The organism is Pseudovibrio sp. Tun.PSC04-5.I4 (genome assembly GCF_900104145.1).
Taxonomy (GTDB): Bacteria; Pseudomonadota; Alphaproteobacteria; order Rhizobiales; family Stappiaceae; genus Pseudovibrio.
In genome coordinates this window covers 26,323-53,172 of record NZ_FNLB01000005.1, presented here as the reverse complement: position 1 = coordinate 53,172, position 26,850 = coordinate 26,323, and the positions used below count along the sequence as shown (strand labels likewise).

Annotated in this window: 26 protein-coding genes and 1 pseudogene; 6 read left to right on the top strand and 21 right to left on the bottom strand. The window is 50.3% G+C overall.

What is annotated here, in order from left to right; all coding sequences use genetic code 11:
* Positions 1-104: 104 nt before the first annotated feature.
* The 17 genes from BLS62_RS04790 to BLS62_RS04710 all read right to left on the bottom strand — a co-directional run bounded on the left by BLS62_RS04790 (position 105) and on the right by BLS62_RS04710 (position 14,376).
* Positions 105-569 carry a hypothetical protein gene (locus BLS62_RS04790; protein ID WP_093177655.1) on the bottom strand — a complete coding sequence of 155 codons (465 nt, stop codon included), beginning with the start codon at positions 567-569 and terminating at the stop codon, positions 105-107.
* Complete coding sequence (locus tag BLS62_RS04785) at positions 551-2,911, bottom strand: VirB4 family type IV secretion/conjugal transfer ATPase (protein ID WP_093177652.1); 2,361 nt, start codon at positions 2,909-2,911, stop codon at positions 551-553. Before BLS62_RS04785 ends, BLS62_RS04790 begins: the two co-directional genes overlap by 19 nt.
* On the bottom strand, positions 2,908-3,231 hold the full coding sequence (locus BLS62_RS04780; RefSeq protein ID WP_093177649.1) for a hypothetical protein: 324 nt from the start codon (positions 3,229-3,231) through the stop codon (positions 2,908-2,910). The genes BLS62_RS04785 and BLS62_RS04780 overlap by 4 nt, the downstream gene beginning before the upstream one ends.
* 1 nt (position 3,232) lies before the next feature.
* A complete protein-coding gene (locus tag BLS62_RS04775; RefSeq protein ID WP_093177646.1) occupies positions 3,233-3,559 on the bottom strand; it encodes a TrbC/VirB2 family protein in 327 nt (108 codons plus the stop codon).
* A 7-nt stretch (positions 3,560-3,566) separates the two neighbouring features.
* Complete coding sequence (locus BLS62_RS04770) at positions 3,567-4,085, bottom strand: hypothetical protein (protein ID WP_143521514.1); 519 nt, start codon at positions 4,083-4,085, stop codon at positions 3,567-3,569.
* 17 nt (positions 4,086-4,102) lie between these two features.
* Complete coding sequence (locus tag BLS62_RS04765) at positions 4,103-4,828, bottom strand: zeta toxin family protein (RefSeq protein ID WP_143521513.1); 726 nt, start codon at positions 4,826-4,828, stop codon at positions 4,103-4,105.
* Between the two features lie 14 nt (positions 4,829-4,842).
* On the bottom strand, positions 4,843-5,169 hold the full coding sequence (locus tag BLS62_RS04760) for a hypothetical protein (protein WP_093177637.1): 327 nt from the start codon (positions 5,167-5,169) through the stop codon (positions 4,843-4,845).
* Between the two features lie 779 nt (positions 5,170-5,948).
* Positions 5,949-6,092, bottom strand: coding sequence for a hypothetical protein (locus BLS62_RS31005; protein WP_159436498.1), 144 nt, complete (start codon positions 6,090-6,092; stop codon positions 5,949-5,951).
* A gap of 353 nt (positions 6,093-6,445) precedes the next feature.
* Positions 6,446-7,840: a group II intron reverse transcriptase/maturase gene (ltrA, locus tag BLS62_RS04750; protein ID WP_348271861.1), complete on the bottom strand. Its 1,395-nt coding sequence runs from the start codon at positions 7,838-7,840 to the stop codon at positions 6,446-6,448.
* Positions 7,841-8,533: 693 nt separating this feature from the next.
* The gene (locus BLS62_RS04745) at positions 8,534-8,998 is read right to left on the bottom strand and encodes a hypothetical protein (RefSeq protein WP_093177632.1); all 465 of its coding nucleotides are present in this window, start codon (positions 8,996-8,998) and stop codon (positions 8,534-8,536) included.
* 319 nt (positions 8,999-9,317) lie between these two features.
* Positions 9,318-10,556 carry a group II intron reverse transcriptase/maturase gene (gene ltrA, locus BLS62_RS04740; RefSeq protein WP_200798466.1) on the bottom strand — a complete coding sequence of 413 codons (1,239 nt, stop codon included), beginning with the start codon at positions 10,554-10,556 and terminating at the stop codon, positions 9,318-9,320.
* 702 nt (positions 10,557-11,258) lie between these two features.
* Complete coding sequence (locus BLS62_RS04735) at positions 11,259-11,648, bottom strand: hypothetical protein (RefSeq protein ID WP_093177626.1); 390 nt, start codon at positions 11,646-11,648, stop codon at positions 11,259-11,261.
* Positions 11,648-11,884, bottom strand: coding sequence for a type II toxin-antitoxin system prevent-host-death family antitoxin (locus BLS62_RS04730; protein ID WP_093177623.1), 237 nt, complete (start codon positions 11,882-11,884; stop codon positions 11,648-11,650). The genes BLS62_RS04735 and BLS62_RS04730 overlap by 1 nt, the downstream gene beginning before the upstream one ends.
* 246 nt (positions 11,885-12,130) lie before the next feature.
* A complete protein-coding gene (locus BLS62_RS04725; protein WP_093177620.1) occupies positions 12,131-12,460 on the bottom strand; it encodes a hypothetical protein in 330 nt (109 codons plus the stop codon).
* 52 nt (positions 12,461-12,512) lie between these two features.
* A complete protein-coding gene (locus tag BLS62_RS04720) occupies positions 12,513-12,905 on the bottom strand; it encodes a hypothetical protein (protein ID WP_093177617.1) in 393 nt (130 codons plus the stop codon).
* Positions 12,906-13,288: 383 nt separating this feature from the next.
* Positions 13,289-13,879: a hypothetical protein gene (locus BLS62_RS04715; RefSeq protein ID WP_093177614.1), complete on the bottom strand. Its 591-nt coding sequence runs from the start codon at positions 13,877-13,879 to the stop codon at positions 13,289-13,291.
* On the bottom strand, positions 13,876-14,376 hold the full coding sequence (locus BLS62_RS04710; protein ID WP_093177784.1) for a DnaJ domain-containing protein: 501 nt from the start codon (positions 14,374-14,376) through the stop codon (positions 13,876-13,878). The genes BLS62_RS04715 and BLS62_RS04710 overlap by 4 nt, the downstream gene beginning before the upstream one ends.
* A 414-nt stretch (positions 14,377-14,790) precedes the next feature.
* Between BLS62_RS04710 and BLS62_RS04705 the strand changes: the two genes are divergently transcribed.
* Positions 14,791-15,669, top strand: a complete 879-nt coding sequence (locus BLS62_RS04705) for a hypothetical protein (RefSeq protein ID WP_093177612.1) — start codon at positions 14,791-14,793, stop codon at positions 15,667-15,669.
* Between the two features lie 759 nt (positions 15,670-16,428).
* Complete coding sequence (locus BLS62_RS04700; RefSeq protein WP_093177609.1) at positions 16,429-17,148, top strand: LuxR family transcriptional regulator; 720 nt, start codon at positions 16,429-16,431, stop codon at positions 17,146-17,148.
* A gap of 443 nt (positions 17,149-17,591) precedes the next feature.
* Here BLS62_RS04700 and BLS62_RS04695 read toward each other — a convergent pair whose 3' ends face one another.
* Positions 17,592-18,521: an alpha/beta hydrolase family protein gene (locus BLS62_RS04695; protein ID WP_208990686.1), complete on the bottom strand. Its 930-nt coding sequence runs from the start codon at positions 18,519-18,521 to the stop codon at positions 17,592-17,594.
* A 710-nt stretch (positions 18,522-19,231) separates the two neighbouring features.
* On the opposite strand from BLS62_RS04695, the gene BLS62_RS32785 reads away from it, so the two are divergent.
* Both BLS62_RS32785 and BLS62_RS04685 read left to right on the top strand, forming a co-directional pair.
* Positions 19,232-19,666, top strand: coding sequence for a toll/interleukin-1 receptor domain-containing protein (locus tag BLS62_RS32785; RefSeq protein WP_348271853.1), 435 nt, complete (start codon positions 19,232-19,234; stop codon positions 19,664-19,666).
* Positions 19,667-19,697: 31 nt separating this feature from the next.
* The gene (locus BLS62_RS04685) at positions 19,698-20,171 is read left to right on the top strand and encodes a hypothetical protein (protein WP_093175420.1); all 474 of its coding nucleotides are present in this window, start codon (positions 19,698-19,700) and stop codon (positions 20,169-20,171) included.
* A gap of 536 nt (positions 20,172-20,707) precedes the next feature.
* Here the strand turns inward: BLS62_RS04685 and BLS62_RS04680 are convergent.
* The 3 genes and pseudogenes from BLS62_RS04680 to BLS62_RS32100 all read right to left on the bottom strand — a co-directional run bounded on the left by BLS62_RS04680 (position 20,708) and on the right by BLS62_RS32100 (position 25,786).
* Positions 20,708-21,748: a restriction endonuclease gene (locus tag BLS62_RS04680; RefSeq protein WP_093175416.1), complete on the bottom strand. Its 1,041-nt coding sequence runs from the start codon at positions 21,746-21,748 to the stop codon at positions 20,708-20,710.
* A complete protein-coding gene (locus BLS62_RS04675) occupies positions 21,738-24,698 on the bottom strand; it encodes a class I SAM-dependent DNA methyltransferase (protein WP_143521469.1) in 2,961 nt (986 codons plus the stop codon). The genes BLS62_RS04680 and BLS62_RS04675 overlap by 11 nt, the downstream gene beginning before the upstream one ends.
* 443 nt (positions 24,699-25,141) lie before the next feature.
* Positions 25,142-25,786 (bottom strand): annotated as a pseudogene (locus BLS62_RS32100) (recombinase family protein).
* Between the two features lie 229 nt (positions 25,787-26,015).
* On the opposite strand from BLS62_RS32100, the gene BLS62_RS04660 reads away from it, so the two are divergent.
* Positions 26,016-26,360, top strand: a complete 345-nt coding sequence (locus BLS62_RS04660) for a hypothetical protein (protein WP_093177601.1) — start codon at positions 26,016-26,018, stop codon at positions 26,358-26,360.
* A gap of 13 nt (positions 26,361-26,373) precedes the next feature.
* Positions 26,374-26,808: a hypothetical protein gene (locus tag BLS62_RS04655; RefSeq protein WP_093177598.1), complete on the top strand. Its 435-nt coding sequence runs from the start codon at positions 26,374-26,376 to the stop codon at positions 26,806-26,808.
* Positions 26,809-26,850 lie beyond the last annotated feature (42 nt).

The following is a 26,850-nucleotide window of genomic DNA, read 5'->3' as shown; positions in this document are numbered from 1 at the left end:
GGGTCTCAATACCCAACGCATGGTCAAGCTTGCTCCTGAACTGAACATTCTGATCGGTATTTTCTTGCATCTTCTCGTCTCCAGACGGCATCAGATAATTTCCTTCAGATAGCCATGCGTAACAACGGATGGTGGTTAAGCTGGAAGTTGCGGCATTCTGTGCGCCAGGAGAGTGCCCACGGCTGCTTAGTCGGTGTCAGGAAGTCCAAGACACAAATCGGACACTCACGAGCATGCGGGTTAAGATCTTCGCTGATGAATTTGTAGCTGAACGCATCAGGCGTTCTGGTCGCCAGAACAACCAAGCCTTCAACCCGAGGCAACTGCTCCTGTTCGCCGTTGATGTAGACAGCTGCATAAATTTGGAATTCACCCGTGTGCAAGTCATGGGGAGCTGTGTGCCCGTGATGCAAAATAAGCTGGCGACAATCGCCTTCAAGAACTTCGACTGACTTGAAGATCGAGTGTATGGCCTGGGTGATCGAGGTCGTCTTTTCTTTAACAAGAGTGGAGCCCATTGCGGTCATCCCCGTTTGAGTTTGGTCTGCTGTTAAACGTGAGAAAGCCATTGATCCCCCCACACTTCTTGAATTTTGCGAAGTTCTGCTACCGGATCCGGGCCAGAGCGATAAAAGCGCAGTGCATCGCCATAAGGGGTCAGATCCACATCAATGATGGTGCTCTCATTGTAACTGGAGGCTTTGTCTCGCTTGATAACAAGAACCTGTCGCCCTCCCGCCAGATCGGTTTCACCGCGAATAAAGGCAATCTGATCTTCACTTAAGTTGAACGGCTCCAGATCCGCGTCACTGCCACCACAGCCGAACATGAAGAAAAGGGTTGGGGCATTGCTGATAATGCCATCGGCTTCCTTGCCATGGATGACCAGATCTGAGGGCGACTGAAACGCCATGCCAACAACACCGCCAAGCTTGCGGTATTCTTTGTACATCTGGCTTGCAAGGTCCCTGAACCCTTTGTTTTTCAGGAGATTTGCAGCCTCATCTATGAAGATGGAAAAGCCATTGCGGTTGGTGTGAGCTGCTTCAAAAATCGCACTGGAAATGTGTGTCACCAGAGCAGGACCAAGCAGAGGATCCTTGAGCGGTTCGGTCATGTCGATGCCGGTCAGATAGCTTTGATCCAAAAAGGAGCGAATGCTGTCTCGCGGGGCGTTGAAGATATGGCTGTAAGCCCCCGCTCCTTGTCGCTCACTGCTCACCCATTGCTGAAAGCTTTGCTTGATCTGAGTGTCAACCGGGAATGCTGTCTTATAAATATTGCTGAAGGTCCGCTCCCCGACATCCAGAACACTTGCCATATCGAGCACATCATTGATCTGATCACTCATGTCCTGGGTGTATTGCTCTCCCAGCATCACGCGCATCATGCGGTTTGCCCGTTGGCGGGCGTTTGTATCTGAAAGATCGCAATCAAGTGGGTTGAGGGAAAGCGTATCAAAGGACTGATAGCGTCCGCCCATCACCTCAATCATGTACTGGGCGCCATGCATACTATCAAAGATGTAATTCGGGACGCCTGGGAACTTGGCGATGCCGCCTAGCAGATGCATGATAAACGTGGATTTACCGCCGCCAGTTGGGGCAAACAAAAGGTAATGGCCCGCTACATCTTTTTTATCAAACACATGAAACTGAAGCGCATAGTTCTGCCCCGTTGGGGTCTTGAACAAACGCAAAGGACGGTTCCCGAATGGGGAGGAATACAACCCTTCAGGCGAATACTGGAACGGCCACAAAGCCGCGATATTGGAGTCAAAAAGACGTAATTTTCGCACCAGCTTATTGCGGCCCGGAAGACGGTTAAACCAGCAGTTTGCCGCTGGAGCTGTCTCCACTGAATGCCTGACACGGCGCGTGTTCAAGATCGCAGAGATCTGGTCCAGAACAGTGTTTAACTCCTCTTCCGATTTGGCGCGAACCGTGAACTGGAGCTGGGTCTGATACAGGGTGTTTGAGTTGTTGGTGAGCTCTTCCGTGGCAGCTTCCAACTGATCGACCATAGAAACAGATGTGAGGAACCCGTTTAACTGCTCTGCCTTCTTGCGGGTGTATTCAAGGATGGTCTTTTCCGTGTTGAGCGGAATGCAAATCTGCGTCACTTCCAGCTCTGCTGGCAGCGCAAGCACTTTGGAAATCATCATCCCGGAAACACTGTCTGGATATTCGCTCACACCAATGGTTCTGTGAATGTGCTTGCGCGGGGTCTGCGTGAGGATCGTCCCATCTTTATTGATGATCAGATCACAGGCAGGCAGATTTGCGTTGATGGAGCGGCTGACCCGTTTCACATTCTCCGGCATATGCCCGCACACCAGATAGGTGAGAAAGGCGGTCAGTTCACAGTGTGCCTTTAGATCCTCAGCGCCCTCAACCACCTCTATTTGGTATCTGTCAAAACCAGACAGCAGCGTTTTGGTATGTTTGTTTAAGGTCTCAAAGGTGGTCGCTTCCAGCACAACATACCAGTCCATGGTGTAAGCGCGTTTGAACAGATCCTGCTCGGCCTTGCCAATCTCGCGTAAGGCAGGAGAGGGCCACTCAGAGTCAAAGGAGATATCTTTTAATTGTTTGACGGCTATCAGGCGAAAAGCAGATCCAGACCCGCCAAGTTGGTGCAAGATATTGGAGCGTTGCTTAAACAGGGCCTCTTGCTCTGCCATATTCATGGTGTCGTAAGAAACGCCCTTCAACCGAAACACCCGAAACAAGGAGCCATCCTTCAAGGCAACGGTGGTGCGGTCTTCAAGCAGATGATCAAAGTCCAGCTCATCGGCAAGCCAGTCCTGCTCAAACCCGCCGCCATCAGCTGGGCGCAGCAACTTGTTTGCATAAAAGGCCGCGCCGCCCGCAAATCCCAAAGTCGCTGCGGTTGAAACAAAGATGCTCATTTTTTCAATCCTTTTTTCGTCGTCAAAGAGCGAGCGCCAGCCACAAGGCAGCGATCCTTTTTCCCCTTGAAGAAGGTGTGAGGCAGCAACAGTGTCGCCTCACAATGAGCATCCTTGCGGCGCAGCGTGATCGTGAAAATCAGCGCGGGCGGGATTGCGAAAATGCAGAGCAGCATGGCAATGGGAGGATCAATCACCGTTGTTAAGAGGATGCCGATGAAAAACACCCCGCCCAGTGCAAGAGCTGCAAACATGGGCGGCATACCAAAGATGGTAGAGGGCGATTGAAGATGCCGATAAACGCCGTCCTGCACTTTCATGTCAGCCTCCTACGCTGACAAGAGCGCGGATTGCTGTGGGGGCAGCGACAATAAGGACGGCCCCAAGAATGTACTGGAACATTTTTTGCCAGCGCATCTCGCCAAAGATTGCAGAGTAAACCCCGTAGCCGACAAGACCGATCCCAACGGCCACGGTGCCGATTTTGACCATGCCGCTTTCAAGGTTTTGAAAAGTTGTGACCGCAGGAGTTGCCCAGTCCCCGCTCCCAGCAGCAAAAGCGGCGGTCGGGGTTAAGAGCAGAACGGCAAGGAGAAAGAGTTTGACCTCACGAGTGAAAACCGAGCTTGAATGTTTGGAAGACTGCATGACAGACCTACTTCATAATGAGATAGAGAGCTCCAACGGCAAGCCAGTTGAGAGCGGTGAAGATATAAATCGGCAGTGAAGAGCGTTTGAGTTTTGATGTGAGAGCGCCAAGCTCAGCGGAGAACTGAGCCTGCTGCTTCAAAAGTCCCTCAATTGAGCTGACCTCAACATCATGGCGGATCTGACTGAGCGTAGTACCAAGATTGGAAAGCTCGCCTTGCATCTCATCGCTAAGGACCTTGGCACTTTCGCCCACCATGGCTTTCAGCTTTTCGCGCTCGCCCGTCAGACGGGTTTCAGCCTCCACCAGCAGCACTGACAAATCAGAGACAAACACCTCAAACATGGAGTAGAGCATCCAGATCGGATCATCAGATCCCAGGGACTTTCCGCTATGTTTTTTGGCAATAAGCGCCTTCACCTCATCAAGGGAAGAGATCTGCGCGCCCTCAAGCCCTCTTGACTTCTCGTCCTCGACAAAGTCGAAATTGGACTGATTCGCATCGATTTGAGCTGCTGTTGTCATCACATCCCCGCTCACGCTTACAAAGCCATGGCTTCAAGTTGCGAGGAAATGTCAGCCCAAACCTTCTTAATGCGCTGGCGTGACATGAGACCAAAGCCCTCATTTACGATTGCCTCCGAGAAGGTCAATCGTCGCTCGATCATGGTCTGAATGTCGTGATTGAAGGAGGAGCCGGTGCGCTGCGCTAAAGTAGGCACTGCGTAAATACGAGCCTGATTATCTTTAAACAACTTCAGCTCTTCGAACGGCTTGCCGTTTTTTTCTGCACGTCCTGAGTATTCATTCTTCCAAATGATGATTTTCTGTTCAGGGAATACTTCGAATAACTTCTCAATACAGGAGAGTGTCGCATCAATTGCCCCTCCCCCGCTCACGACCGTATGGATGGCAACCTCACAATCGTGCTCGCCCAAGAGAATCAGTACGTCGTTTTCGGCCAGATATTTCACCAAGGGCAGGAATGTGGTGGCTCCAGTGTCGATTACGAAGTGAATTTCGTCCTCAGCGCTAATTATACCCTCAATTATTTTATCGAAACTTCGATGGTCAATTTCGGCATTTTCCATCATTTGAATGAGAGTACAATTGAGCGCCTTATAAGAAGAAAATGTTGGGTTTACTGGATCTGTATCAATCGCAATAAGATTTCTATTTTTCAAACGTTGATACTCGGCAAGACAATGGGCAATAAAACTCTTACCGGCCCCGCCTTTTCCTTGCATTACAAAGTTCACGTATTTCATATTACTTATACCTATCACTCGTAATCGGGGATTTTGGAGGCCATCTGGAACCGGTTTTTAGCTACTGGCTGAGATGGGAGGAGCGGAACCGGGGGTGAATTAGTCCCGCTCCCCCCCGTTTTGGGTGGGGGTACAATGGCACTTCCCTGAGCCAATTCAGCCTTAGGGTTCAAAGCCTTAGCCACATTCTCATAAAAAGATGTTTTTGACATATCGATCTTTCCTTCATCACGAAGGGCCTCAAAGATCTTACGTTTAGATACACCTCTCCCGAGCTCTGCCTCTACCTGCGCACGCACAAGCTGAAACTGAGTTCGGGCATTTCCCCAAGGAAGCGCCATTGTTCGATTACCCGCGTGTAAGACGGGTATCCCTGATGTTTAATGTTTGGATAAATAAATTAGGCATAGCTCCGCTTATCGCGTTCCAAGACGAAATGCGTTAGGCCTCAAGCCGTTAACGGACATGAGATGAGCTACGACCAATTTGTGAGTTGTGGGTTCTCCCTATGCGAGTGCCAAGTTCTGTTTGGTACTTGCTAGGCTCTGATGGTTATGACCGGCAAAGTAATAGCCATCAGAGCCGCATAGCATTTGCCATGCGCAACAAGTGATGACGTGCATAAAGCATTATCACAACTTTATCCAGCCCCTTTTCAGTCACAATTAAGCAGTGGGCAAGAATTATTATAACTACAATTTTATTCAATATTTAGATCACGAGTCTTGCTGCGGATTTTTGATACAAAGTAGCGCAAATTCCTAATTATTTTATCCACAGATATACCTACCTAAAGATACTCCAATTTTGCGCAGCAAAAGGCGTTGAGCACAGCAGTGCGAATAAGTTCAGTTGTGCGGGTTGGCTTCAACTCGCACAATTTCCGCTAACCAGCTCCGGTTAGCATATCTTGCCAACTTCCACTCCCGTAATCTCCCGGAACCCCGCGGAAAGATCCGGAAACTCATGGGATCTCCCGGAAAGACCCGTAATCTCACGGAATAATAGAACGCATCTCACGGAAAGATCCGGAAATTCCCGTAATCTCCCGGAACTAACTCAGGAAAGTCCAAGATTGAGAAGGCCTAGGGGTTGAGCTGCTTGAAAGGGCAAAACTGTGTCAAGCGACGAAGAAGAGAAAACGTTCAAAAGCTGCCTCGCGAGCAACGCTCGCATGAGAGGCGCGGGGCGCTGTGCGAGCTGCAAGCGAGCCAGTGCCCCGCGCCGACACGGACTTGATCAGGCAAGCTGAGCGTTTTGGCATCGTGTCTCCTGCAAGGAGCCGATGCCAAAACGCGATGTTTGACTGACAAGTCAAGAGAAAATGCGCGCAGCTCTGAAGGCTGGAAGGCGCGGTGTGATCGGCAGATCGCCCGTGTCCTGGAAGCCTTCAGAGCAAGCCCAATATCACAGCGGATTTTCAAAGCCGGGGTATTTGATTTTTAGGGAAATTCGTATTAGTATACCGGAGTGGCAGGGAGCTAAGCCCCCTGCCGTTTACCTGCTATTTGAATTTGACCCGGAGAGACAGCGTCCAACTGCTCCTCGCGGTAGGGACACTCATTACTGAGTGCCCCCCGCACAGATCCGGACGAGCGGAACTACCGCATCCGGCTCCTACCTTGGGTGTTTGACGGCAAATCGCTTGTTAGGCCAAGGGTGAAGGACCCTCGGGACTGGTAACCACTCCTCCGCAATGTTCTCCATTCGCTGCCACGACATCTTATGTCTCTGGCTACGCCGCCGAAGCACACGCATCCAGATCGTTTTGACATAATGCCTGAAAGCTCGGATTGACCGAGAGTTGGTCGGCACTGCGTGGTAGGCAAAATAACCATTGAGGACTCGCTTCAGCCACACCCCTTGTTCCGGAATAGGGCGGTTGATATGCCGCCGCAGCACTTCTTTTATCTGTTTTAGCTTTTCCGTTCTGCGGTCACTCCTGCTCTTGCGCTGAAGTTGAAATGCTCCCTTTCGGGATCGCCCGCAGATATGGGTAAAGCCTAGAAAATTGAAGGTTTCTGGTCGCGATACTCCCCGCCTCTTTCGCCGATAGGCCGCGTGGCGCCCAAATTCGATGAGGCGGGTTTTATCGGGATGGAGCTGGAGGTCGAATTGTCCCAGTCGTTCCCGCAGCATTTTCTGGAAGTGCAATCCATCAGTTTCGTGCTCGAAGCCAACCACGATATCGTCCGCATATCGAACGACAATCATGGCCCCTTTAGCTTCCCGCTGTCGCCAGCGGTTTGCCCAAAGATCGAAAACATAGTGCAGGTAAATATTAGCCAGTAGCGGCGAAATTGACGCCCCTTGACCAGTTCCCTTATCACTAATCGATGTGACACCATCCTCCAGCACCCCGGCCCGTAACCACTTACGGATCAGGCGAATGATACGAGGGTCACCGACACGATGTTCCAGAAAACGGAGCAACCATTTCTGATTGACGTTGTCAAAGAAACCTAGGATGTCGGCATCGAGTATGAAGTTCACTCTGCGCGTTGTAATACCAACGTAAAGGGCGTCCAGCGCATCGTGCTGGCCGCGCTCTGGCCGGAAACCATAACTGAACCCGAGGAAGTCTTCCTCATAGATTTGGTTCAATATGGTTGCCGTTGCTCTCTGAACAATCTTGTCTTCGAGCGTAACAATCGCGAGTGGTCTTTCCCGACCATCTGCTTTGGGTATGTATGTCCGTAAAGCCGGTTTAGGTCGGTACGCTCCTGTTCGTACCTTGTGGTGTAGAGTTCTAATCTTTTGATCACTCTCCGCCTCAAATGCTTGCCACGTCACCCCATCGATTCCGGGGGCTGCATCACGGTTTATTGCGTAAAATGCCTCCCGCAGACTTGCTGGGCTCATGTGGTGAAGGAGCGCAGTGAACTTATCCTTCTTCTTGTGCTTTGCAGCGTTGCGTATGCGATCCAGCGCACTTAGCACGCTTTCCCGGTCCTGTGCCCGGCGCGTGTTTTGCTGCTTCGCATTCCCCTTGGTTCCCGCCCTTGGCTCCATCTACTCCGCCACCTTCATTGTTTCAGCTTTGTTCGCAGACTTCTTAGCTACTATGGCGAGATCGGACTTCTCGGTACCGTTCATCTTTGGCTACGACTCCTCGTCTTCCCATCGCGGACCAGCAGCTTTTATGAAGTCAGCTCTGGCCAGTATCCGAGACCTCCCGGCTCCCGTGTAAAGAATGTCCGTGCATGCTAGGGTCTAAGACCACGCTGGGTCGAGGACGGCACTTGCGATATAGCGCACCGCCTCGTGTTGCCTTCCGCCAAACCCGAGAACGTCGGCACCCAGAACATTTAAATTATCGCAGCTCAATGGCTAGCCTGCACTTCACCTGTCAACGCTTCGCGTATGACCTCACGATCATACCCGCATGACTCGGGGCCACTGTGGGTCGCTACTCCTTCAATGTAATGGACTTCCACCATCTATTCTTTACCGGTTTGTGCCGGCGCACCGGGTCTTTTCAATTTTTAGCGTGACAGAAATTGGTAAAAACCACATCTCTACACCTCCGGTTTAAAAGCAAGGCTGTTGCCTCAGTCAGGAGAGCCTATCTTTCCCGATGCGCTGGTTGGCTCAGCGCCGCTGCTTCTGCTTTTAAAACTTTCAATTCCTTTTAGCAGATGCACCCCGTGGTTGCTATGAGCAATGCACTCTGCCTTTCAGTGATCCCGTTGTTTTGCTGCGATTTCAGAACGCGGCCCATTCAACGTCTTGGCATCCGCTGCGCTGCATTTGCTGCGCTTCATGAGCGAGGTGCTGCGCTTCAAGAGCTTCTGCGCTCTGCTCATACTTGTGGCTGTGTTTCGCGCCGGTCCAGTCCCGTGCCTGTACACTCCATGAGTAATCAGGATCAAAGCGAGCTGACAGTATTTCAATCACTTCGGTAAAACTAAACGCTTCAATGACCTCCTGAAAGTCAATATCCACTTCGTGGATCAACCCTTCGTATTCAAGAACACAAATGGTGCAGGCAAACTCGCCTTCTTCCAATTCCGTTTCCAACCGCTGAAATACATCCAACTCATCATCAAGGCACTCTTCAACCGGCTCCGCTTCAGGGTCATGCTGTGCAGCCAAATGAGTTTCCTGTCTCTTGAAGGAGGTGCCACCAAGGAAGGTCTTAAGGGAGTTCAAAAGGTTACGAAGTGACATGTGATGTGCTCCTGTCTGGGAAGGTCCGTTTCATTTCTCTTGCCATTAAGAAACGGGTGTGCGGGAGCTTGTGAGGAGAGAGGCTGTCCATGATCTCCCGCAGTCCAGGGGACGAGGAAGATTGTGGTCAGGGGAGCGACGAACTAGCTCACGTGAGGGCGCAAGCCCTTGAAGCACTGCATCAGGTTAAAACGACAAGGAAGAATGAGAGAGGCGCGGCTTGCTGGAAGCTGGCATGGTCGAGTAGGCCGGGGGAATTTCACCCCCAGCCTCTCACAGAACCGTACGTGAGCCTCTCAACTCATACGGCTCTTCCTGTTCAACCAAAGCGATACAGTTTCCAATGCACAAGCAACTCTGGGGATTGCTTATGCAACCGCCCAATGAATGCTTTGCTCTGTCGGTAACTACGTCGCAGCTTCTTATATTTCTTCCGAGCCCATCTGATTAGCGCAAATTCGAGCAAGTTGTAGATGCGAGAGAGTTCCCGTCTGCCGAAATGTCCATAGTACCCTATCCACCCAGCCACAACCGGGTTCAGCACACGGGCAATATCTTCAATAGAACGCCCGCTCCATCTTTGAAGTTTCCACTTCCTGATGGCCGTACTGATCCTTTTGAGGGCCTTGCGACTAAGTGCAGGGGTGTATCCAGTGGACACGACTCCATGCTTTAGCATGACCCGTCTTGGCCGGAAGGTGAAACCTAGAAAGTCAAAACTGATCTCAGGATAGGCTCCTTTACGGTTACTATCCTTACAGTAAACAATCTTGGTTTTCTGAGGATGGAGGGATAAGTGACATTCCTTCAGGCGTTGCTCTAACGCTTCCAATAGTCTTTCCGCTTCACCTTGAGAAGCACAATGGTAGACACCATCATCCGCATATCGTTCAAAACGGACCTGCGGAAAGTGACGGCTTACCCAGACATCCAGCGCATAATGCAGAAACAGGTTTGCCAGCAAGGGGCTTACAACACCACCTTGAGGCGTACCGACAGTTCTGCTTTCTGTCATGCCATCGGGATGGACAACAGGTGCTTTCAACCATCTCTCAATGTAAAGCAGCACCCACTTGTTCTGGATGTGTTTCTTGACTGCTTTCATCAGGAGATCATGATGAATGGTATCGAAGAACCCCTGAATGTCCAGATCCACCACCCAGTTATACTTCCAGCAGCGCTGCCGGGTCTGGCGAACAGCATCGATTGCTGACTTCCCAGGCCGGTAGGCGTAGGAATTGGGATGAAAGATTGGATCAATCTGCGGTTCCAATACCAGTTTTACGACCGTTTGAGCCACCCGGTCTCCCACTGTGGGAATACCAAGTGGCCGTGTGCGGCCATCATCTTTGGGTATGTCCACCCTGCGAACAGCAGGCGGAAAATAGGAACCTGACGACATCCGATTCCATATCTTGTACAAGTTCTTCGGCAGATCAGCCTCAAACTCTTCCAAGGATACGAGATCGATCCCGTAGGTTCCCCTATTGGCTTTAACTCGCTTCCACGCTTCCCAGACAAGCTGTTTGGAAACATCGAAGGGCTTTGTGTTTGTCATTAAATCATCCCGTTCCCGGTTGTTTAATAATTTCCAATGAACAGGGCAGCCCCTTCGCTCCGGGTCCATTACAGACCTTTCCTCACTACTACGGACTGCTCCGCCCCTGTGCCCGGTCTTGGTACTCAGGCTCTTGCAGGTCCTCTGCTTGAGCTTCTCCCTTAACACCCGGACGACAGGTTCTCACGTTCCGTGCATAAGCCTGTATCAAGGTCGCGCCGTCTCTGTGCCGGATGCCGCTCAGCCAATAATCAGGTTTCCACTGAGCTTGTCCCAACTACCCCCCAGCAATTGGTTTTGACATCATCTGGCCGTTTCGACACCTCATCAACGGTTCACTTGCGTTCGCCTCCTTTGATACGCACCTGACATTTCTAGAATGCCTTTTCCTTAACGCTCACCACCATGGCTCTTAACCACAGCGGCTTAAGGTGGTTTGGAACCTCCTCCTGAAAGGCGGCTCCGAGGGGCCTACCCTCATCTTACGCACAGTTCGTCTCCGAAGAGACTTCGTGACACACTGGGGGGTGCGGCCACCGCTTGCCAGCTTCCAGCCCTTCAAGAAAACATGAGTGAGCTGGATTGTGAGCGCACAGTGGGATCAGCCGATCCCGCTGTGAGCTTGCAAGCCAGGTCGCCCCGCTTCTTAGATCACCGGATCTGGAAAGCTAGCCAAAACGAAAAAAGGGAGCTTGCGCTCCCCTACGTACGATGAGTGTTTTGAATTTGTCTTTTTTCAGCTCTTGCATCCTTCAGGACACGAGCAATTTTGCGCAAGAACTGCTCGGAGAATTGCCCTTGAGGTCTAAGGCTCTCAAAGTCGTATAGCTGTCCATCTCGAACGATATTGAACTCATCAAGCACAATGAAGGACCGCGCATCAAGATTAGCTCTCTTACGCTCCAAGTCTGGAATTTCAAGGTAGATACGCCCTTGTCCTTCTGGTTCTTGTGTCGTGCATGGGAAGAGTGCAAGTTGATCTCTAACCTTGATTACCAAACAGCAAGGGCGGCTCTTACGTCCTGCTTCTTCTCCGCGTTTGGCTTGGTATGCCCATAGATAACGATATTGGAAAAGGTCGCCCTGTCTCATTAGTCGTCATCTTTCAGTATGTTGTCTAATCCTTCATCCAGAAGGGCGGAAACCTCTGGCGGCTCTTCCCCTAGCTTGTAAGCGGCTTGAGTGTTGCTCGCTTTTTCGTAAGCCTCATAAGGGATCATCACGATTTTGGGTTTTCCATTCTTGCACAGCGTTACCGGTTGCCTCATTGCATCGTCTAACACGCTGCCGCACTCTCTATTAATCTGGGTGAACGAGTACTCTTTCATTTCAGTCCCTCCGGTGCTGTGACTTTGTGTATTATACAGAATATTCAGATAATGCGCAAAGTATGTATTTTTCGAACTGCTCTTCTTTTTTCCCACAGTGCTCACAATGAGTGGGCACACAAGCTCCCGACAATCGGTCCATCACAGTCAAAAAGAATATGGGAGCAATCCCGCGCCATGCCGCTGCGAGGCAAGCAAGCAAATCAAGGGGAAGCTTCTTGCCGTCCTAGTCTTTGGATCTGTCGTTTAGAAAAGGCTTGGTTGCTGGTAACCGACCGGGCTCAGCTCAACTTGCCGCCGATAGGCTGCAGCCTTGCTGGAAAGTTTCTCGGTGGGGATGTGAGCAAGGCTGGCGGTCGTCTGCTGCCATTGTGCAAGTCCAAATTTGGAAAAGTCCTTTTGCATGGCTTGCTTCAGTTCGGAGTCTGTTTCACTTAGGCGCATGAGCGCTGCCACCACAAAGGCTCCATCATACATTTCAAAGCAGTTATCAAAGGCGCGGCTGTCTTCATTACGAAGAAAGGCCAATCGGGCGTAACGAACACGCTGGTTGAAAGAAGGTAGTCGGTAAGTCATGGGCTCAGGCTTTCAATTATTTCAGGGGCAAATTGGGAGGGCTGCAGCCCCCCTAATCCGCATAACTGTAGACCCAGGCTTCAATCCCGTGCTGCTCCAATACCTCTACAAAAGCGCGGCAACCTTCCTCATAAATGATACGGGACTGAACCCGCATTCCACCACACAATGAGATTTTCCAGCCTCCCTCAAAGTGGCGCTCCCCCTCCCCCTGCTCCTTCAGGTAACGCACAAATTTTGAACGTGCATTCTGGATAACCACCCATGCTGCTCCGCAGTCCGCATGGTCGTTACATGCCGCATGCGCTTTAAGAGCAGCGCTGGTCGCGGCATCCCGTGCCATTTCATAGACCCAATCAAAGGAACCCTCTGCAGGCATTGGCAAAGCGCCCGCCTCACTTAGAAGTGTTTCCATGTCGGTGAGAATATCTTGGGTGATGTTCATTTGGGTCGCTCCCTGTGAGGTCCGTTTCATTTCCCTTGTCTAAAAACGGGTGTGCGGGAGCTGGTGAGGAGAGAGGCTGTCCATGATCTCCCGGAGCCCCAAGGTGAGGAAGATTGTGGTCAGGGGAGCGACGAACTAGCTCACGTGAGGGCGCAAGCCCTTGTAGCGCTGCATCAGGTTAAAACGACGAGGAAGAATGATGGAGGCACGGCTTGCTGAAAGCTGGCACATGACAGATTTCAGCCCATCAGCAAACATGAGCTGTTCTGTCTTGCAAGGTCACAGTGGGATAGGCAGATTCCGCAGTGACCTTGCAAGACAGAGCGCACCGGATCATTTCAACTGCAACCATCAGGGCGAGCGATCCCACCCGCCCTTACGATTCAAGCCTCATTGAGAAACCCTAGCAATCGCTCCATTTTCTCTAATGACAGATGTTGAATCTCAACATCGCAATATTCGCTGTCTGCCCTGACTTCAAACGACCCTCGCGCTTCAGGGGCAAAGCAGCGTATCGCTTTGCGCATACTGTACCGGCCATGGATATTCACCTGGGCTTCTGTTGGGGCAGCGCGTTCAACAGCTGCCGCAATCTTGCGTTTTTTGTTGTGATGATCGGCAATAGCTGCAAGTGCTTTGAATGCCAGCGGTAACGCTGGCTCTGTGATATGGCAGTTAATCTCATTGAGAACTTGCTGAGGCTGAGAAACAAATCGTCCTGGCGCAAACGTGCGGCGCAAATCGGGCTGCGCTCCCAATGCAGCATAGGCTTTCAGGTTGCGCCAATAGTGACTGTCTCCCAGATCATGGCGCAGGCTGGCACTGGTACTAATGCGGCCGCGTTGCTCCATGAAGCAAATCACCAAGGCTCCCATGGGAGCCTCTACCGTGACAGTGTGGCCTTGGGAGAGGATTATCCCCTCCCCCTCAAACAGCAGTTTAGCGACCGGTGAGACTGTTTCTTCCAGCCTCATGCAGCAACCCCAAGAGCAAAGCCACGCCGAGCAGGACGGGACGGGCGAGCGCTGCCGTGTGCCTCCCTGATATCTTCCATGGAAAAACCGCCACGGCTGTTAGATTTCCACGCAGCAGGGCGGAAGTTCCATTTCTGCTTTTTTCTTGCAAACTTGAAGCTTGCAGCCTTCAAAACCTCTTTATGAGGAAAGGTATTGCCACCAACCCAAAGCCATGCGCCACAGATCTCAATTTCCAGCCCCTCCAGATCAATAATGGCGTTTAGCGCGGCGTTGAGTTCTTCGCCGTAGTTTACATCTGCTTCTTCGCTCGTTTGGGTGCTGGTTGCATTGCGCAACTCATCAAAGGCAGCATTAACAAGCTTCATCATCTCCCCTCCTGCGGGGTTCAAATCTGGGTGGTATTTTTTGGCGGCAAGCTTGTAGGCCGCTTTGATTTCGGTTTGATCTGCACCGGAGGAAAGTCCAAGGATTGAAAGGGCGTCTGAGATTTTCATGAGTGTTGCTCCAGCATCTGTGAGGTTCGTTTCATTTTCCTTGCCAATAAAACGGGTGTGCGGGAGCTGGTGAGGAGAGAGGCTGCCCACATTCTCCCGGAGCCGCAAGGTGAGGAAGATTGTGGTCAGGGGAGCGACGATCTAGGTGCCGTGAGGGCGCGAGCCCTAACAGCCTCTCTTATGGGAGAGCATTGGGTAAGGACACCAGGCTACCAGCCCTGCAGGTCTGATGCCTCCTTGTGAACGCCAACCCTGTCTGCCGGGCCTGCGCAAAATATAACCGCCGGCATAAAAGCTACCCGAACACGCGCCAAAAGAATTGAGGTGCGTGATCCCATTGTTGCAACCTGCATCAACAACGACTATTTCCATACAAATATTGAGACCAACTAAATTCACCCTGAGAGTTGCTAAGTGATCACGCCGTTCAAAAACCGCCAGACCCTTCAAAAGCTCCGCCTTAAAATGGAAAAAGAACATCAGCTAACGGCTTTGGATCCCAAAGAAGACGCGCTTGAGCCAAAAAACTCCGCATGCGTGAAAAAAGCCTCTCGCGGCGAGGACCAAAATGACGGCAGTAAGAGCAGTCAAGAACGGGTGAAAGTATCTGAGGAATCAGTCGCTCTGTGGGCCAGCCTCACAACATGGGCCACTGAAGAGAACTGCGAGTACCTGAAACAAAACAACGTTCAAGGATTTGGTGTCAAGAAGGACAAGGACGGGCGCATGGTTGTGCCATTGCGTGACATGGACTTTAAGTTCCAATCCCTGCTGTTTATCGGACATGTAACAACCAATATAAAACATGGCCGCAGAGCAGGTTTGTTCCATGTGATTGATCCGCAAGGTCGTCTGAGTGAGGAGCGCAAACTCACTAGTCAAGAGACACTTGTGATCACTAGGAGCTACGCCAGCGCAGCTGTAGTGCATGAGATGGTGAAGGCACCGGTCATTGTCGCGTTTTCTGTTTTGAATATAATCAAATTTGCCAAATCTTTTCGTGAGAAATACCCGGATGTGACCCTGTTGTTTGCCTTGGACGCTATGGCTCATCAGAAGGTGAACCCACGCTTACCGGTGATGCAAGCTGCACAGGACGTTGGCGGCCATGTGATCATCCCTCCCTTTAGAGAAACAGAAAAATCCCAGGGATTAAAGGACTGGAATGATCTGGTCGGGCTGCATGGTAAGGATCGGGCAGAGCTGCTTTTTGCAGCGCAGGTGCGTTATGTTCTCGATAAAGAGCGTAACAGGAAGAACTCACGCGAGCAGGAACGTGGGTGTGTGCTTTGACGCCAGAAAAAACGCTCAGCCCTCCTTCCCTGCTTAAGGCTGATACGGGGTATTGTAGGAGAGTAACAAAGCCTCATACTGACGAGGACTTAGCGGACAAAGCTGGCATTCGCAGCAGTGCGGGAACACAGGCTGGTGGGAAGCCGTTGCAAGCATTGAGGGCCACGACCGGACCTTTACGTGTTTCTTGCAAGGGTTGCGCAAGTCTTTGCAGATGAGACTACGGTCTCTTTCTGGAGAGTTCTTCTCAGTATATGGTTATGTGAAGCGCCCGATAAGATAAGGGCATTTTGAGCTCAAAGCAGCTCTGGGATGGAGTTATCCCCGTTGTCCCCTCAGGCATATCGTTGAAGTTTTTGCATCTATGCAGGGCAAATAGAAGCGCGAAATCCGATCTCGACCATGTGTGAAAAAATATAGTATTTTCATTGGATTAAATGCGGAACAGTATCAGTAAGAAAATACTAACTAAGTGTTAATGCACTCTTTTCAATGGATTTTGCCAATAAAAATCTATTGCCAATTTTGAATCTGAAGTTTTTATATAAGATCTTTTTGAAGAAAACATGGTGCAATTTAATAGTACCAATATTCATGGGCACATTTATATTGGTGGCGAAGTAAAATTGAATACATTTATTTATTATTGGGAAAATAATTAGCCTCTTTTAGATGATGGGTAATAGCTTCACCTTATAAATCAGGTGAATATTTCGTAAGGTAAGATTGTTGGAGGCATTATATGTAGGGGCGTATAAAATGAACTCATTGACTGCTGCACTAGAATTTATTGAATCTGTTAATAATGAAGAGACACCTGATCTTGTTTCTAAGCGTCTTGCTGAACTTGGTCAGTCTTTTGGCTTTACAAGTTTTTGTCTTGCCGCGATCCCCGAAGCTAACGCATCCTTTGATGGGTCTATTATGTTGACTGGTTGGCGGCCTGAATGGCAACAACGTTATCTCGATCGTAATTACATACAAAATGATCCGATTGTCGCGAAAGCGCGTACTGCTAGTCGTCCATTCCTTTGGTCCAGCGTTGCCCGTGATAGTAATCTTTCTGCAGCTGCACAGCAGGTTCTGTCAGAAGCGCGCGATTACGGAATGTATGACGGAGTGTGTGTGCCAGTGCGTGGCCTTCAGAACTATCAAGGCATGCTGATTTTTGGTGGACCAGAAGTTCGACTGAACGAACGCGAAATCAGTGTTCTTCATCTGGTTGGTATTTATGCGAGTAATAAAGTGCGTGAACTAGCTGGTTCAAACATCAGGCGTCCTCGTCATCGCATTACTCCTCGTGAACTTGAGTGCCTGAAGTGGGCAGCTGCAGGCAAGACAAGTTGGGAGATCAGTAAGATCCTAAACATCTCTCAGCATACTGCGGACTGGTATCTGGCTTCGGCTGCCAGAAAGCTGCATGCTTCGAATAGAACACACGCGGTAGCTGAGGGTTTTCGGTTCGGCCTTATTCGATAAGTCTAAACGACACCTACTTATGCTCTCGGCAGGGTTCGAACCGCGCTTCCTGCTGTTTGCACTTTTACAGCATCCCGATTGTCGCAATTCAACCGATCTGTAATGTGCAGCTACTCACGAGGCGATTAAGGCGTTGACTGTAAGCTTTTCTCTGAGTGCTTCGTAAGCGACCGGTGAAGGTTGTAAAATCGCTCCCACTGGTCGAGTTTTTCCTCCAGATCGACGTCCCCCTTGTAGCTGAGAAGTTTGCCGAATGTGTTGCAGCGATTAGTTGAGCCCACCAGACAAAGCCGACCTTCGCCGCATTGCAGGAACACAGACTGGTGGGAGGCAGTTGCAAGCATTGAGGCTACACCTGTCCACCAGTAACCGTTTACATGAACGCATGACAATCATAGGGCCATATAAATAGAGGGGATGGAGTTTTATGGGCATGCCACCATCTACTGCATCACCCGCTCAAGAAACCTTTTCGCATGCGGGCCCCAAGTTTCTGATCCATCATCTCTTTGGAAGAGATCGTGGCCGTCTTCACCACTGGGTGGGTAAATGACCAACTCTTGCCCCGCATCACTTTCTGATTTATATGCCTTAAAATAGAATCGAGCCAATTTTGGGCTCTCATATTGATCGTTCTCAACATAAACCCAAAGAACTGGTATCTTGTTCGTGGAACCAAGTTTTTTAAAGCCCTGCTCTACTAAGTCTGGTTGGACAAGTTCATAGCGATTGTTATTCGCCACGCCAGGAGCAAACGCGATTACACCTTTTACCCCTTCTGGATTTTTGCTCGCAGCGGCAAGAACAGCGTTTCCGCCAGCCGATATTCCAGTCAGAACGATACGATCATCAATAACAAAAGGCTGACTCCGAAAATATTCCACTGTGCTATTAATGTCGTTAGCCCGCTCATCAAGGGATTTTTTCATGTCTGGCCAGGTCGAGGCCTCTAATGCCGTCCGTTTTCCTTCTGACCGTCCATATCCTCTGCGGATCAGAACCGCAACTGCATACCCCTTTGAAAGAAACCATCTTATTGCATTGTCGGGGCGATAGTTCCATGGACCATCACTGGGAGCTGTTTTATTTGCTCCATGATTGATAATCACCAATGGGAATGGAGCAGCGGCATCAGGCCGGAATGTAGTTGCTTCCAAAATTATCGTTCTGCTACTATCTTCAAGCTTAACTGGCACCCCCCAAGTCTGCATATTCAATGTGCCAAGCGGCTCACTGGTAGGCCCTATCTCGCGGTTATTGGATTGCCCATGAGATGGCTGGGTTAAAGATAAACATATCAAAACTGAGAAACTGGTGAACACTCGCCAGAACTTCTCTCTTTTATAAAACCCCAAAAGCATTTTCTGATCCATAGTGTATTACGAATGAGATACAATATGACTACAAGCAAAACACATATTCCGCATTGCTGCAAGTTGTGGTGGCAGGGCATGTTTCAGTGAGTGGGCTATACAGGTATTCAGCAGGGTGGATGGTTTTGGCAGGTATTGTCACACAGCAAATGCTTGTAATCAGGGCCACAAGCAGCCACTCAGGTGGTTCCATCATGGGTTGAGCCACGCTCACCTGGAGGCTTCTACAGTAGCTCTTATTGGCGATATGGAATTACTCGACTGACCATTAGCTGCCATTCGCTATGTCTCTGAACATCCTTAGCCACAGCGAAGACACAACTTAAGCTTGCGTATTTTTGACGTGTACAATAAGTTTTTCTTGAACTTGAATGGGGCACAAAGTGCATCAATTACTCCACGAAGTAGCGTAGTGGTGACGGAGAGAAAATGACATGGCTAGATGCACCGCACCAGTAAGGGGGCATAAATCAGCGGCCGCCGCTGCAAACTGCCCTGCATGTGGAAGTCGCGGTCGCTTCGGCGGTTACGGTGGTCACAGCAGCTACAGTTCAAACTCGTACCCTTCATACCTCCCCTCAGGGAGCAGTAGCAGTCGGAACGGGGGCGGTTCGGGGAACCGTACCAAAAAGCCGAGCTGGTCTGGAGCGAGTTCGACTGCTTCGTACACGCCTGAACAAGTGCAGGCGCTGACACCGGTTAGAGAAAGCGTGGAGAACCTAGCTGTCTCGCAGCCTGACCTTCGTGACGTGTTTCTCTGCCATGCATGGGACGACAGGCAAGGTTCAGCGAAGGAACTGCATGATCTGCTTGAAGCGCGTGGTGTCCGCGTTTGGTTCAGCGAAAAGGACCTTGGCCTAGGGGTGCCGATGATGCGTGCAATCGACAAGGGCTTGGTGAACTCACGCATCGGTATCGTTTTGGTTTCTCCAGCCATGTTGCGGCGCCTCCCAGCTGAAGGTGTTGCAGATAAGGAGCTTTCAGCGCTCCTTCGACGTGAGCGTCTCATTCCTGTTATTCATGAAACGACCTACGAAGAGCTTGAGCAGGTCAGCCTCTTGCTAGCTTCTCGAGCAGGTCTGAGCACAACTGAAGAGACGATGGCCGAAGTCGCGACCAAAATCGCAGAACTAGTTGCCACTTAGTTGCGATAGGGTTGAAGCCGGAAATTGTAAGATGACAAAACACAGTGAACTAATCAATATCATTAACCATTGTTCTGACGCTGATAAGCTCGAAAATTGGATTACCAATGCTGAGCGCGAAGGGGCAGAAGACGTAGCGGACGCTGCACGGCGGCGATTGATTAAGATAGTAGCTGCAACTAACGATAGTAGTTCAAGTGATCCGGTGGTCTTGGATTTCTGGAAAAGCATAATTGCACTCGAGTTCGTATTGTCCGGAGAGCGAAACAAAACTATTCGCCTTAGTCGAACTCGTCAAAAGATATCCCGCGTGGGGGTTCACAAAACACTCACCGATTTGACGCTTAAAACTACACCGTCGGAAGGGTATAATCTTCTGCGTGATAGGGGCATGTTGGATTTGAGTGCCGAAGCTGTTGTCCTTCGTTTTCCAAATCAATTTGACAAAGAAGTCTTGCAGGCGGCACGGACCAAACTGGAACTACATGACGATGAGAATGCATAATTCGTTGCCATTGAGGGTTCAGCCAACAATTCACAAGTTCAATGGTCCGCTGTTGGCCGGATCTCACAGCCGTTCCCGCTAGTTAGCGGCGTGACCATTGCTACCATTCACCTAGTTACCGAACAACCCCATCCAGAGCGAGACTCAACTTTGGATTGACCTTAATCAGCTTGTAGTCAGGGCCAACAGCTGCCACTCAGGTGGTTCCATCATGGGTTGAGACACGCTCACCCGGAGGCTTCTACAGTAGCTGTTGTGGGCGATATGGAATTACTCAACTGACCAATAGCTGCCATCGACCTAAATCTAGGCACATCCGGCTAGGAAGTGACTTCAACCATAGGTCGATTTTGGGCAGCTTGTTGCTGAGTGACCTAAGTTGACATTTGTCAAAGACTAAAGGCACCTTGAGTTAAATCGATATTTCAATCTCAAGTAAACCTCATTCAATTTTGTTTAGATCGAAATTTGGTGCCGAAGCGCAGTATGTTTCTTGGCGGCACAAAACACAGAACCGCTATTGATTTCTTGAGAAGTCATTCCTGCGTAAGATCAGGTACAAAAATTTGCTTGAGGGGAACTAGAACCCGGTATCGAGGTGCTAGATTTGCGTAGTTTTCAAACAGGATCATTACGAGCTGTTCACCATTGATCAGCCGCAGTTTTGCTCGATTGCGCTCAAGTTCGACCGCACCACGAGCAAAAGAGCCTAGGTTTATGAACAGGCCATATTCCCCATCCCCAAGCGTCCCTAATAGTTGGTCAACATCCGGCCTTGAGGTCTGGCTGGTTGTGCGCTTACATTGTACCTTTACAATAGGTGGCTGAAAGCCCAACGGGTCCATATGAGCAATAACATCGACCCCGCCGTCACCTGATTTTGGTGTTACGCGGGCAGTATACCCCATGCATTCCAAAAGATGCGCAATTAACTCTTCGAACTGATGGCCACTAAGCTCTTTCATTAGCCGCTTTATTACAAAATCACTCGTGCTGGTCTCGGCCTGTATTGTAGCGGAAACAGTAGCGGTGTCGTCATCAGCAATATCATCTTGTGCATCCGCCTGAGCCGCTGCCGCGTCTGGCGTGGTTCCATCACCCATGAGGTTTACTTTGCGTAGGAACTCGTTGGCGTGGCGACGCACCCTAAACATAGTCAGGAATGAACCGATTTCGTTCAAGGCAGTCTGGCTGAACTCGTCACGTGGAAAATGGCCTAACCATTCTACCTTTTGGTGTGTCGGGTATTCGTCATGATCATCCGGCACGTAAATTGCTTTGCCTGTAAAGCGCCCAATATTCACCATGCGATCAAATTTGGACGGGTATACTACAATGTCATCCGCTTTGATTTTATGCAGGAACTTAAACATTGAACCTGCATCGACTGGAATGGCCCCGGTTTTCTTGTCTGGATAAGCCGCGACCAACGCGGTTTTGAAGGCTTCACGGCTAGCGCCTATTTTTGTTAAATCGCCCATAGCGAGCCAACCGATGCCTACATAGCCGCCCTCAATAGGCCGGTCAGAGACATGCACACCCATGTGAACGCCCCAGACTGTTGGGTTACTTACCATTTTTCTTACCCTTTGATTTTGCTTTGACCTTTGCCGCCTTTGTCTTCGCAGATTTTTCAACTTTAGCCTCAGCCTTGGCGCGTGTTTGGTTCAGGTCGAACAGACGGGCCAAGATCTCATCCTCGGTCAACAGTCCAGCACGCCAATCATCGCCCCAGCCGTAAGCCTCTGCCACTGCCTCATCCAGCACCTTATGCGCATGATCAAGCCATGCAGGGCGGGCGTTATAGAGATTGGTAAGGGTGCGTTTCTTGAGCTCCTTGGCAGCGGCACCGTCTTTGGGCGCGATGCGATCTGGATAACCCGGTACTACCTCTGCCACGCGATCCACCAGATCGGCAGGGTTGAGCCAGTTTTCCCGTAACTCATTCAGCCGAGCAGCGGCGGCGGCGATTTTAACCGCGCGCGGATCGGCAACGTAATCGTCGGCTGGTATGTTGGGGGTGAGGCCCTCAGGGAAGGGATAAGTCTCAAACGTGGTGGAGGGGGTGTAGCGCGGCCGATCCTCAAGTGAGGTGCCCAACCGCAACGCCCAAAGTTCGTGAAAGCTACAATGCAAAATGCCGAATGTGGTGTTGTCATAGCGAGCGATGGCAACAATAGCAGAGTCTGGAACTAACTTGGCGTTTCGCCAAGCAAATAGGCGATATTTTGAAACACGCGGGGAAACGATCATTCTATGCAGCTTTGAAACGGCCTTTTTTTGAGCTGGCCGTGGATCACCGTGCAACCACCATTTCAGGCGATGCCAATCACGCCTTAAGTGTTCGCGTGTCGGTTTTACGTCGCAAACCACCTTTTCGAAGGGATCTTCGTATAGTGATGCATCTTCCTGTTTCATCGCAGGTCCAAAGTCGATGATCCATTTATCGGGATCTCTTTGCGTTATGGCAGAACCGTTACTCCAAGGAAAAATCACATCAGAATTGGGCCTGCCATTTGGGTTCAGTGGGCTCTTAAGATAAACTCGAGCAATTTCGCCAGAAATATCGAATGGCCCATTTTTTTGCGTACCTATGAAACAGACACCCTCATTAATTCGCAGCCGTGTTGCATCCGTTAAATCGAAGTCAAGCGCATTAGTTGTTAAATCAGAGTAGATAACCTTTACGACCTCACCGTTTAACACCACTTTCTTTGCAGCTTCTTTTCTAAAGCAAACAAGAGAAACCCTGACAGCAGCTCCTTCTACGGTCCAAGCTTCATCTGACCACGCGGCAGTGACGCACCCGTTCTTGACAATTTTCTGGATAATTGTTCGATTTGCGCCTCCTCGTATCGAATTAGTTGCTACCAGCCCTGCACGGGTGAGCAGACTATTTTCTATTTGCCCCCAAGCCTTTGCAAACCAGTAGCAGACCAAATCGCTACCGCCAGGAACCATTGTGGAAAATGCACTGCGCAATTTAAAGGTATAGTCTTCGCCGAGCTCAGCAATCATCCTCCTATCACCCAAGAACGGCGGATTACCGATCACAACATCTGCCTTGGGCCACTTAGCCTGCGTGCCGTCTGCGTTCAGCACCGCATCACGATTCTCAATCGTATTCAGAGTCCGCAAAATTGGATTTTTTGCCGCCTCAAAGCCGTTGCGACGCATCCATTGAATCTCTCCGATCCACACCGACACACGCGCTAGTTCTGCAGCGTAACTGGACAGCTCAATCCCTAGCACACATTCTGGCCCAAGCTGGGGGAAACCACGTGGCAGGCCAAGTGCCTCAGCCTCTAGGTTCACTCGGTGTTCGATATTCTTCAGCTCCAGTAGCGATATGTACAGAAAGTTCCCCGAACCGCAGGCCGGATCGAGCGCGCGAAACGCTTTGAGGCGCTCAATAAAATGCACGTGCAATTTCTCGGCCTTAGACAGTGCACGAGTACGGGCTGCGAGCTCCTTACCACGTAGTAACTTTTCCTTGGTTGCTTTTGGTGCTTTTTCTATCAAGCTCTCAATCTGGGCTTTTGCTCCTGCCCATTCAGACAAAAGCGGTTCCACGATCACCGGCGTCACGATCTGCATAATCTTATCACGGTCGGTGTAGTGCGCCCCAAGTTGGCTACGTTTCTCCGGGTCCAACCCGCGCTCAAACAGAGTACCAAGAATAGAAGGGTCAATATCAGACCAATCCAGCTTGGCCGCCAAAACCAGATCATCCAGATCATCGTGTTCCAAAGGCAAGACGTCATCGCTGTCAAATAGCCCGCCGTTAAACCAGTCAACAGTTTCAAAACCAACAAGCCCGCCGGTTTTCATTGCCCCAAACAAGGATTTAGCATGGATACCGAAAGTTTTTGGCTTGGGCAGGGCGGCTTTTATCATCCGCTCAAATATCTTGTTTGGAAGCAGATCCACATCCTCTGCGAACATGCAGAACACCAGCCGGTTGATGAAATGCGCCACCTCTTGCGGCGCATGGCCACGACTACGCAGGCGTTGGGCCATATTAGCAAATCTTTGGGCCGCCTCTTCTGTGACTAACTTCCGGGTCTTGGTTGGCTTCAGTTTGTCAGGATCGAAGAAGGCATTTCGCAACAGGTCGCGGTTGGCTGCATCGGTCAAATCTTCAAGCTGGATCGTGTGGACATTCTGAACAGTGTTTGTCCAGTTTGTGTGCAACCGGATAACGTCCATATCAGAGACGATCAACAGCGGCGGGTTTTCCAGTGCGATGGCATATTGCAGCAACTGATCAAAAGCTTTGTCCAGATTGGCGCGCTTGCCCTTGTACTCCCAAGCGAAGCTATTTTTGCGCCAAACGTCGGCCCAGCCTTCGCCACCACTCGTCTTGGAGGCGCCTTTTTCAAAGGTAAACCACTCCCCTCTAGGGTCCGCTGTGATTGGGTCCTCAATTTCCAGCAGTTTACAAAGGTCGTTGAAATGGGATTGGGACGCTGTCCGCTCTTTAAGCTCGACATTGTTCCACTTTTTGATGAACTCAGCAGGCGTCATAGATATCCAATAAGCATTACACAATCAATTTTGTAAGACACTAGCTGTGATTAGTCATGTTTTCTAGGCGAATGTGCCGGGATGAGTTTGAAAAACATGAAGCTCTGTCACCCAAATGCTCGTGGAATAACTTAGTAGGCAGATTCCATAGTCCTTATTGCTTAACGATCAGACATCTGCTGCAATCGACAGTTAATGACGGTTCTCCGTCCCTCTTGTCACAAGGCTATATCCGTTTTGGGCAACTCAAGTGATCACAGAGCGCTTTTAGCGTTAATGGCAAAATCCTTTCCAGAAACCTAGTTCAACCATTGATAGAACCGCTCGAATGGCAGCTCATGGCCCTGATTACAAGCTGATTGAGGTCAATCCTAGGTTTAGGTTTCGCTCTGGCTGGGCCTGTCCGGTCTCAGGTCGAACGGCAGGTATGGTCACAAAGCTACCTAATACATTGATGGCAACCCACATTGGTCATCACTGAGTGACTGCGCTTCCAATTGCAAGCGATGGTAGATTGAAGATCTGCGGACCCCAGCTAGCGTTGCTGCTTTCGCGATGCCTTGCCACTTCCCGTTGTTATCTGGATGAGGTGTTATGTGTGGCCTTAAAGCCTGCCACTGCTCGTCGGTTAGCTTTTGCGGCCTGCCAAGCTTCACACCCGCAAGCTTGGCACTCTCCAAGCCTGACCGAGTACGCTCGCGAATTACGTCACGCTCAAATTGCGCAAATGCTCCCACCATATGAAAGTAGAGCATTCCGCCTTGGCTATTCGTATCAACCTATTCCTTAATGGAGTGCAGATGCAAACCACGCTGCTGCAGATCCTCCATCAAAGCAAGGAGGTCTTGCAGGGATCGGGAAAGACGGTCCAGCCGCCAAACTACAATGGTATCCCCGTCTCTGGCTTTGTCGAGAAGGCGCGCGAGCTGAGGTTTGACAACAGCATTGCCCCACACCCCTCTGTCAGCTAGAATCTCTTCGCAGCCAGCCTCCTGCAAAGCTTGCTCTTGCATTCTTAGATTCTGCTCTTCGGTAGAGACACGGGCTCTGTTGCAAAGATTTTTTTGCCTAGCACCAAAACGGCACAAGCTAGGAGGCTGATCGACTGAATTTTGACCGGATTGGGAAATTCCGAAGTGATGCTTAGCGTATTGAGGGATGTACTGGAATGATTTTCTAGTTTTTCGGTCCAAGCAAAACTTTGCAACAGAGCCGAAATTACAGCCACCAGCGTCGAGGGGCTCGAAGCGATGGCCCAACAAGTCAAAGAGAGCTCATTGAGCGAAGGTAGTCCATAAAAGGAGAGTTGTTCGGGATATGTCAGATGTACCAGGAGCCAGTCTCGTTGAAATAGGTCAGCGACTGGAAATAATTAGGCATGAACAGGATTTAGATCCTCCTGTATTCGCTGCTCAATTAGGGGTTAACGAGGCAGATTACGTCGAGTGGGAAGCTGGAATGGCGCGGATCCCGCTTGCGGCTGCACTGGAGGTCAAGAAACGGACGGGGCAACCCCTTGATTACATCTATCTGGGGAGAGACCCAAGCCAAGTACAGTCTTTAGAAGAACTATCTCTCCTAAGAAAGATCCACCTATTTTTTGTCGTAAAAAAGATAAAGCTTCTGCTTTGGTGGGCAAAGAAACGCAAAAATTCCAACTAAGGAGCCCCCCAAAGTGGGATACCAACCCCGCCTTAAATGGCACCTGAGCTGGCGCGATAAGCCTGATGACGGAACCGCCAAAGACCCAAACAGGCCAGATGTATACTTAAGAACTTACAAAGAGCTTGCACCTAAGGGCGGCGAGCAGTGGTATTGGGTCGCTGCTGATATGAAGCTTATCGAACAAGGGCTTGCGCCGACCAAGGAAGAAGCTCAGCGGCAAGCTGAAGACGCTTATTTCTCATATCTTGCTAAGATGGACACAGAGAAGGAAGGCAAGGTAAAAGTCCTTAAGGAAACTACTGTGCCGTCAGGCGTTCGTTTGGAGGGGCGCTACCCCAAACACTTGACCGAAGAGCAAGTAAAAGAGCAGCTCGTCGGTCCTTTTGGGGGACGCTTAGAGGCGTTTGGGTATGGGTGCTTCGTTTATATCGCTTACAACGATTGACCAACACCGAGGCATCTCATTGACCAATTACACAATACTTAA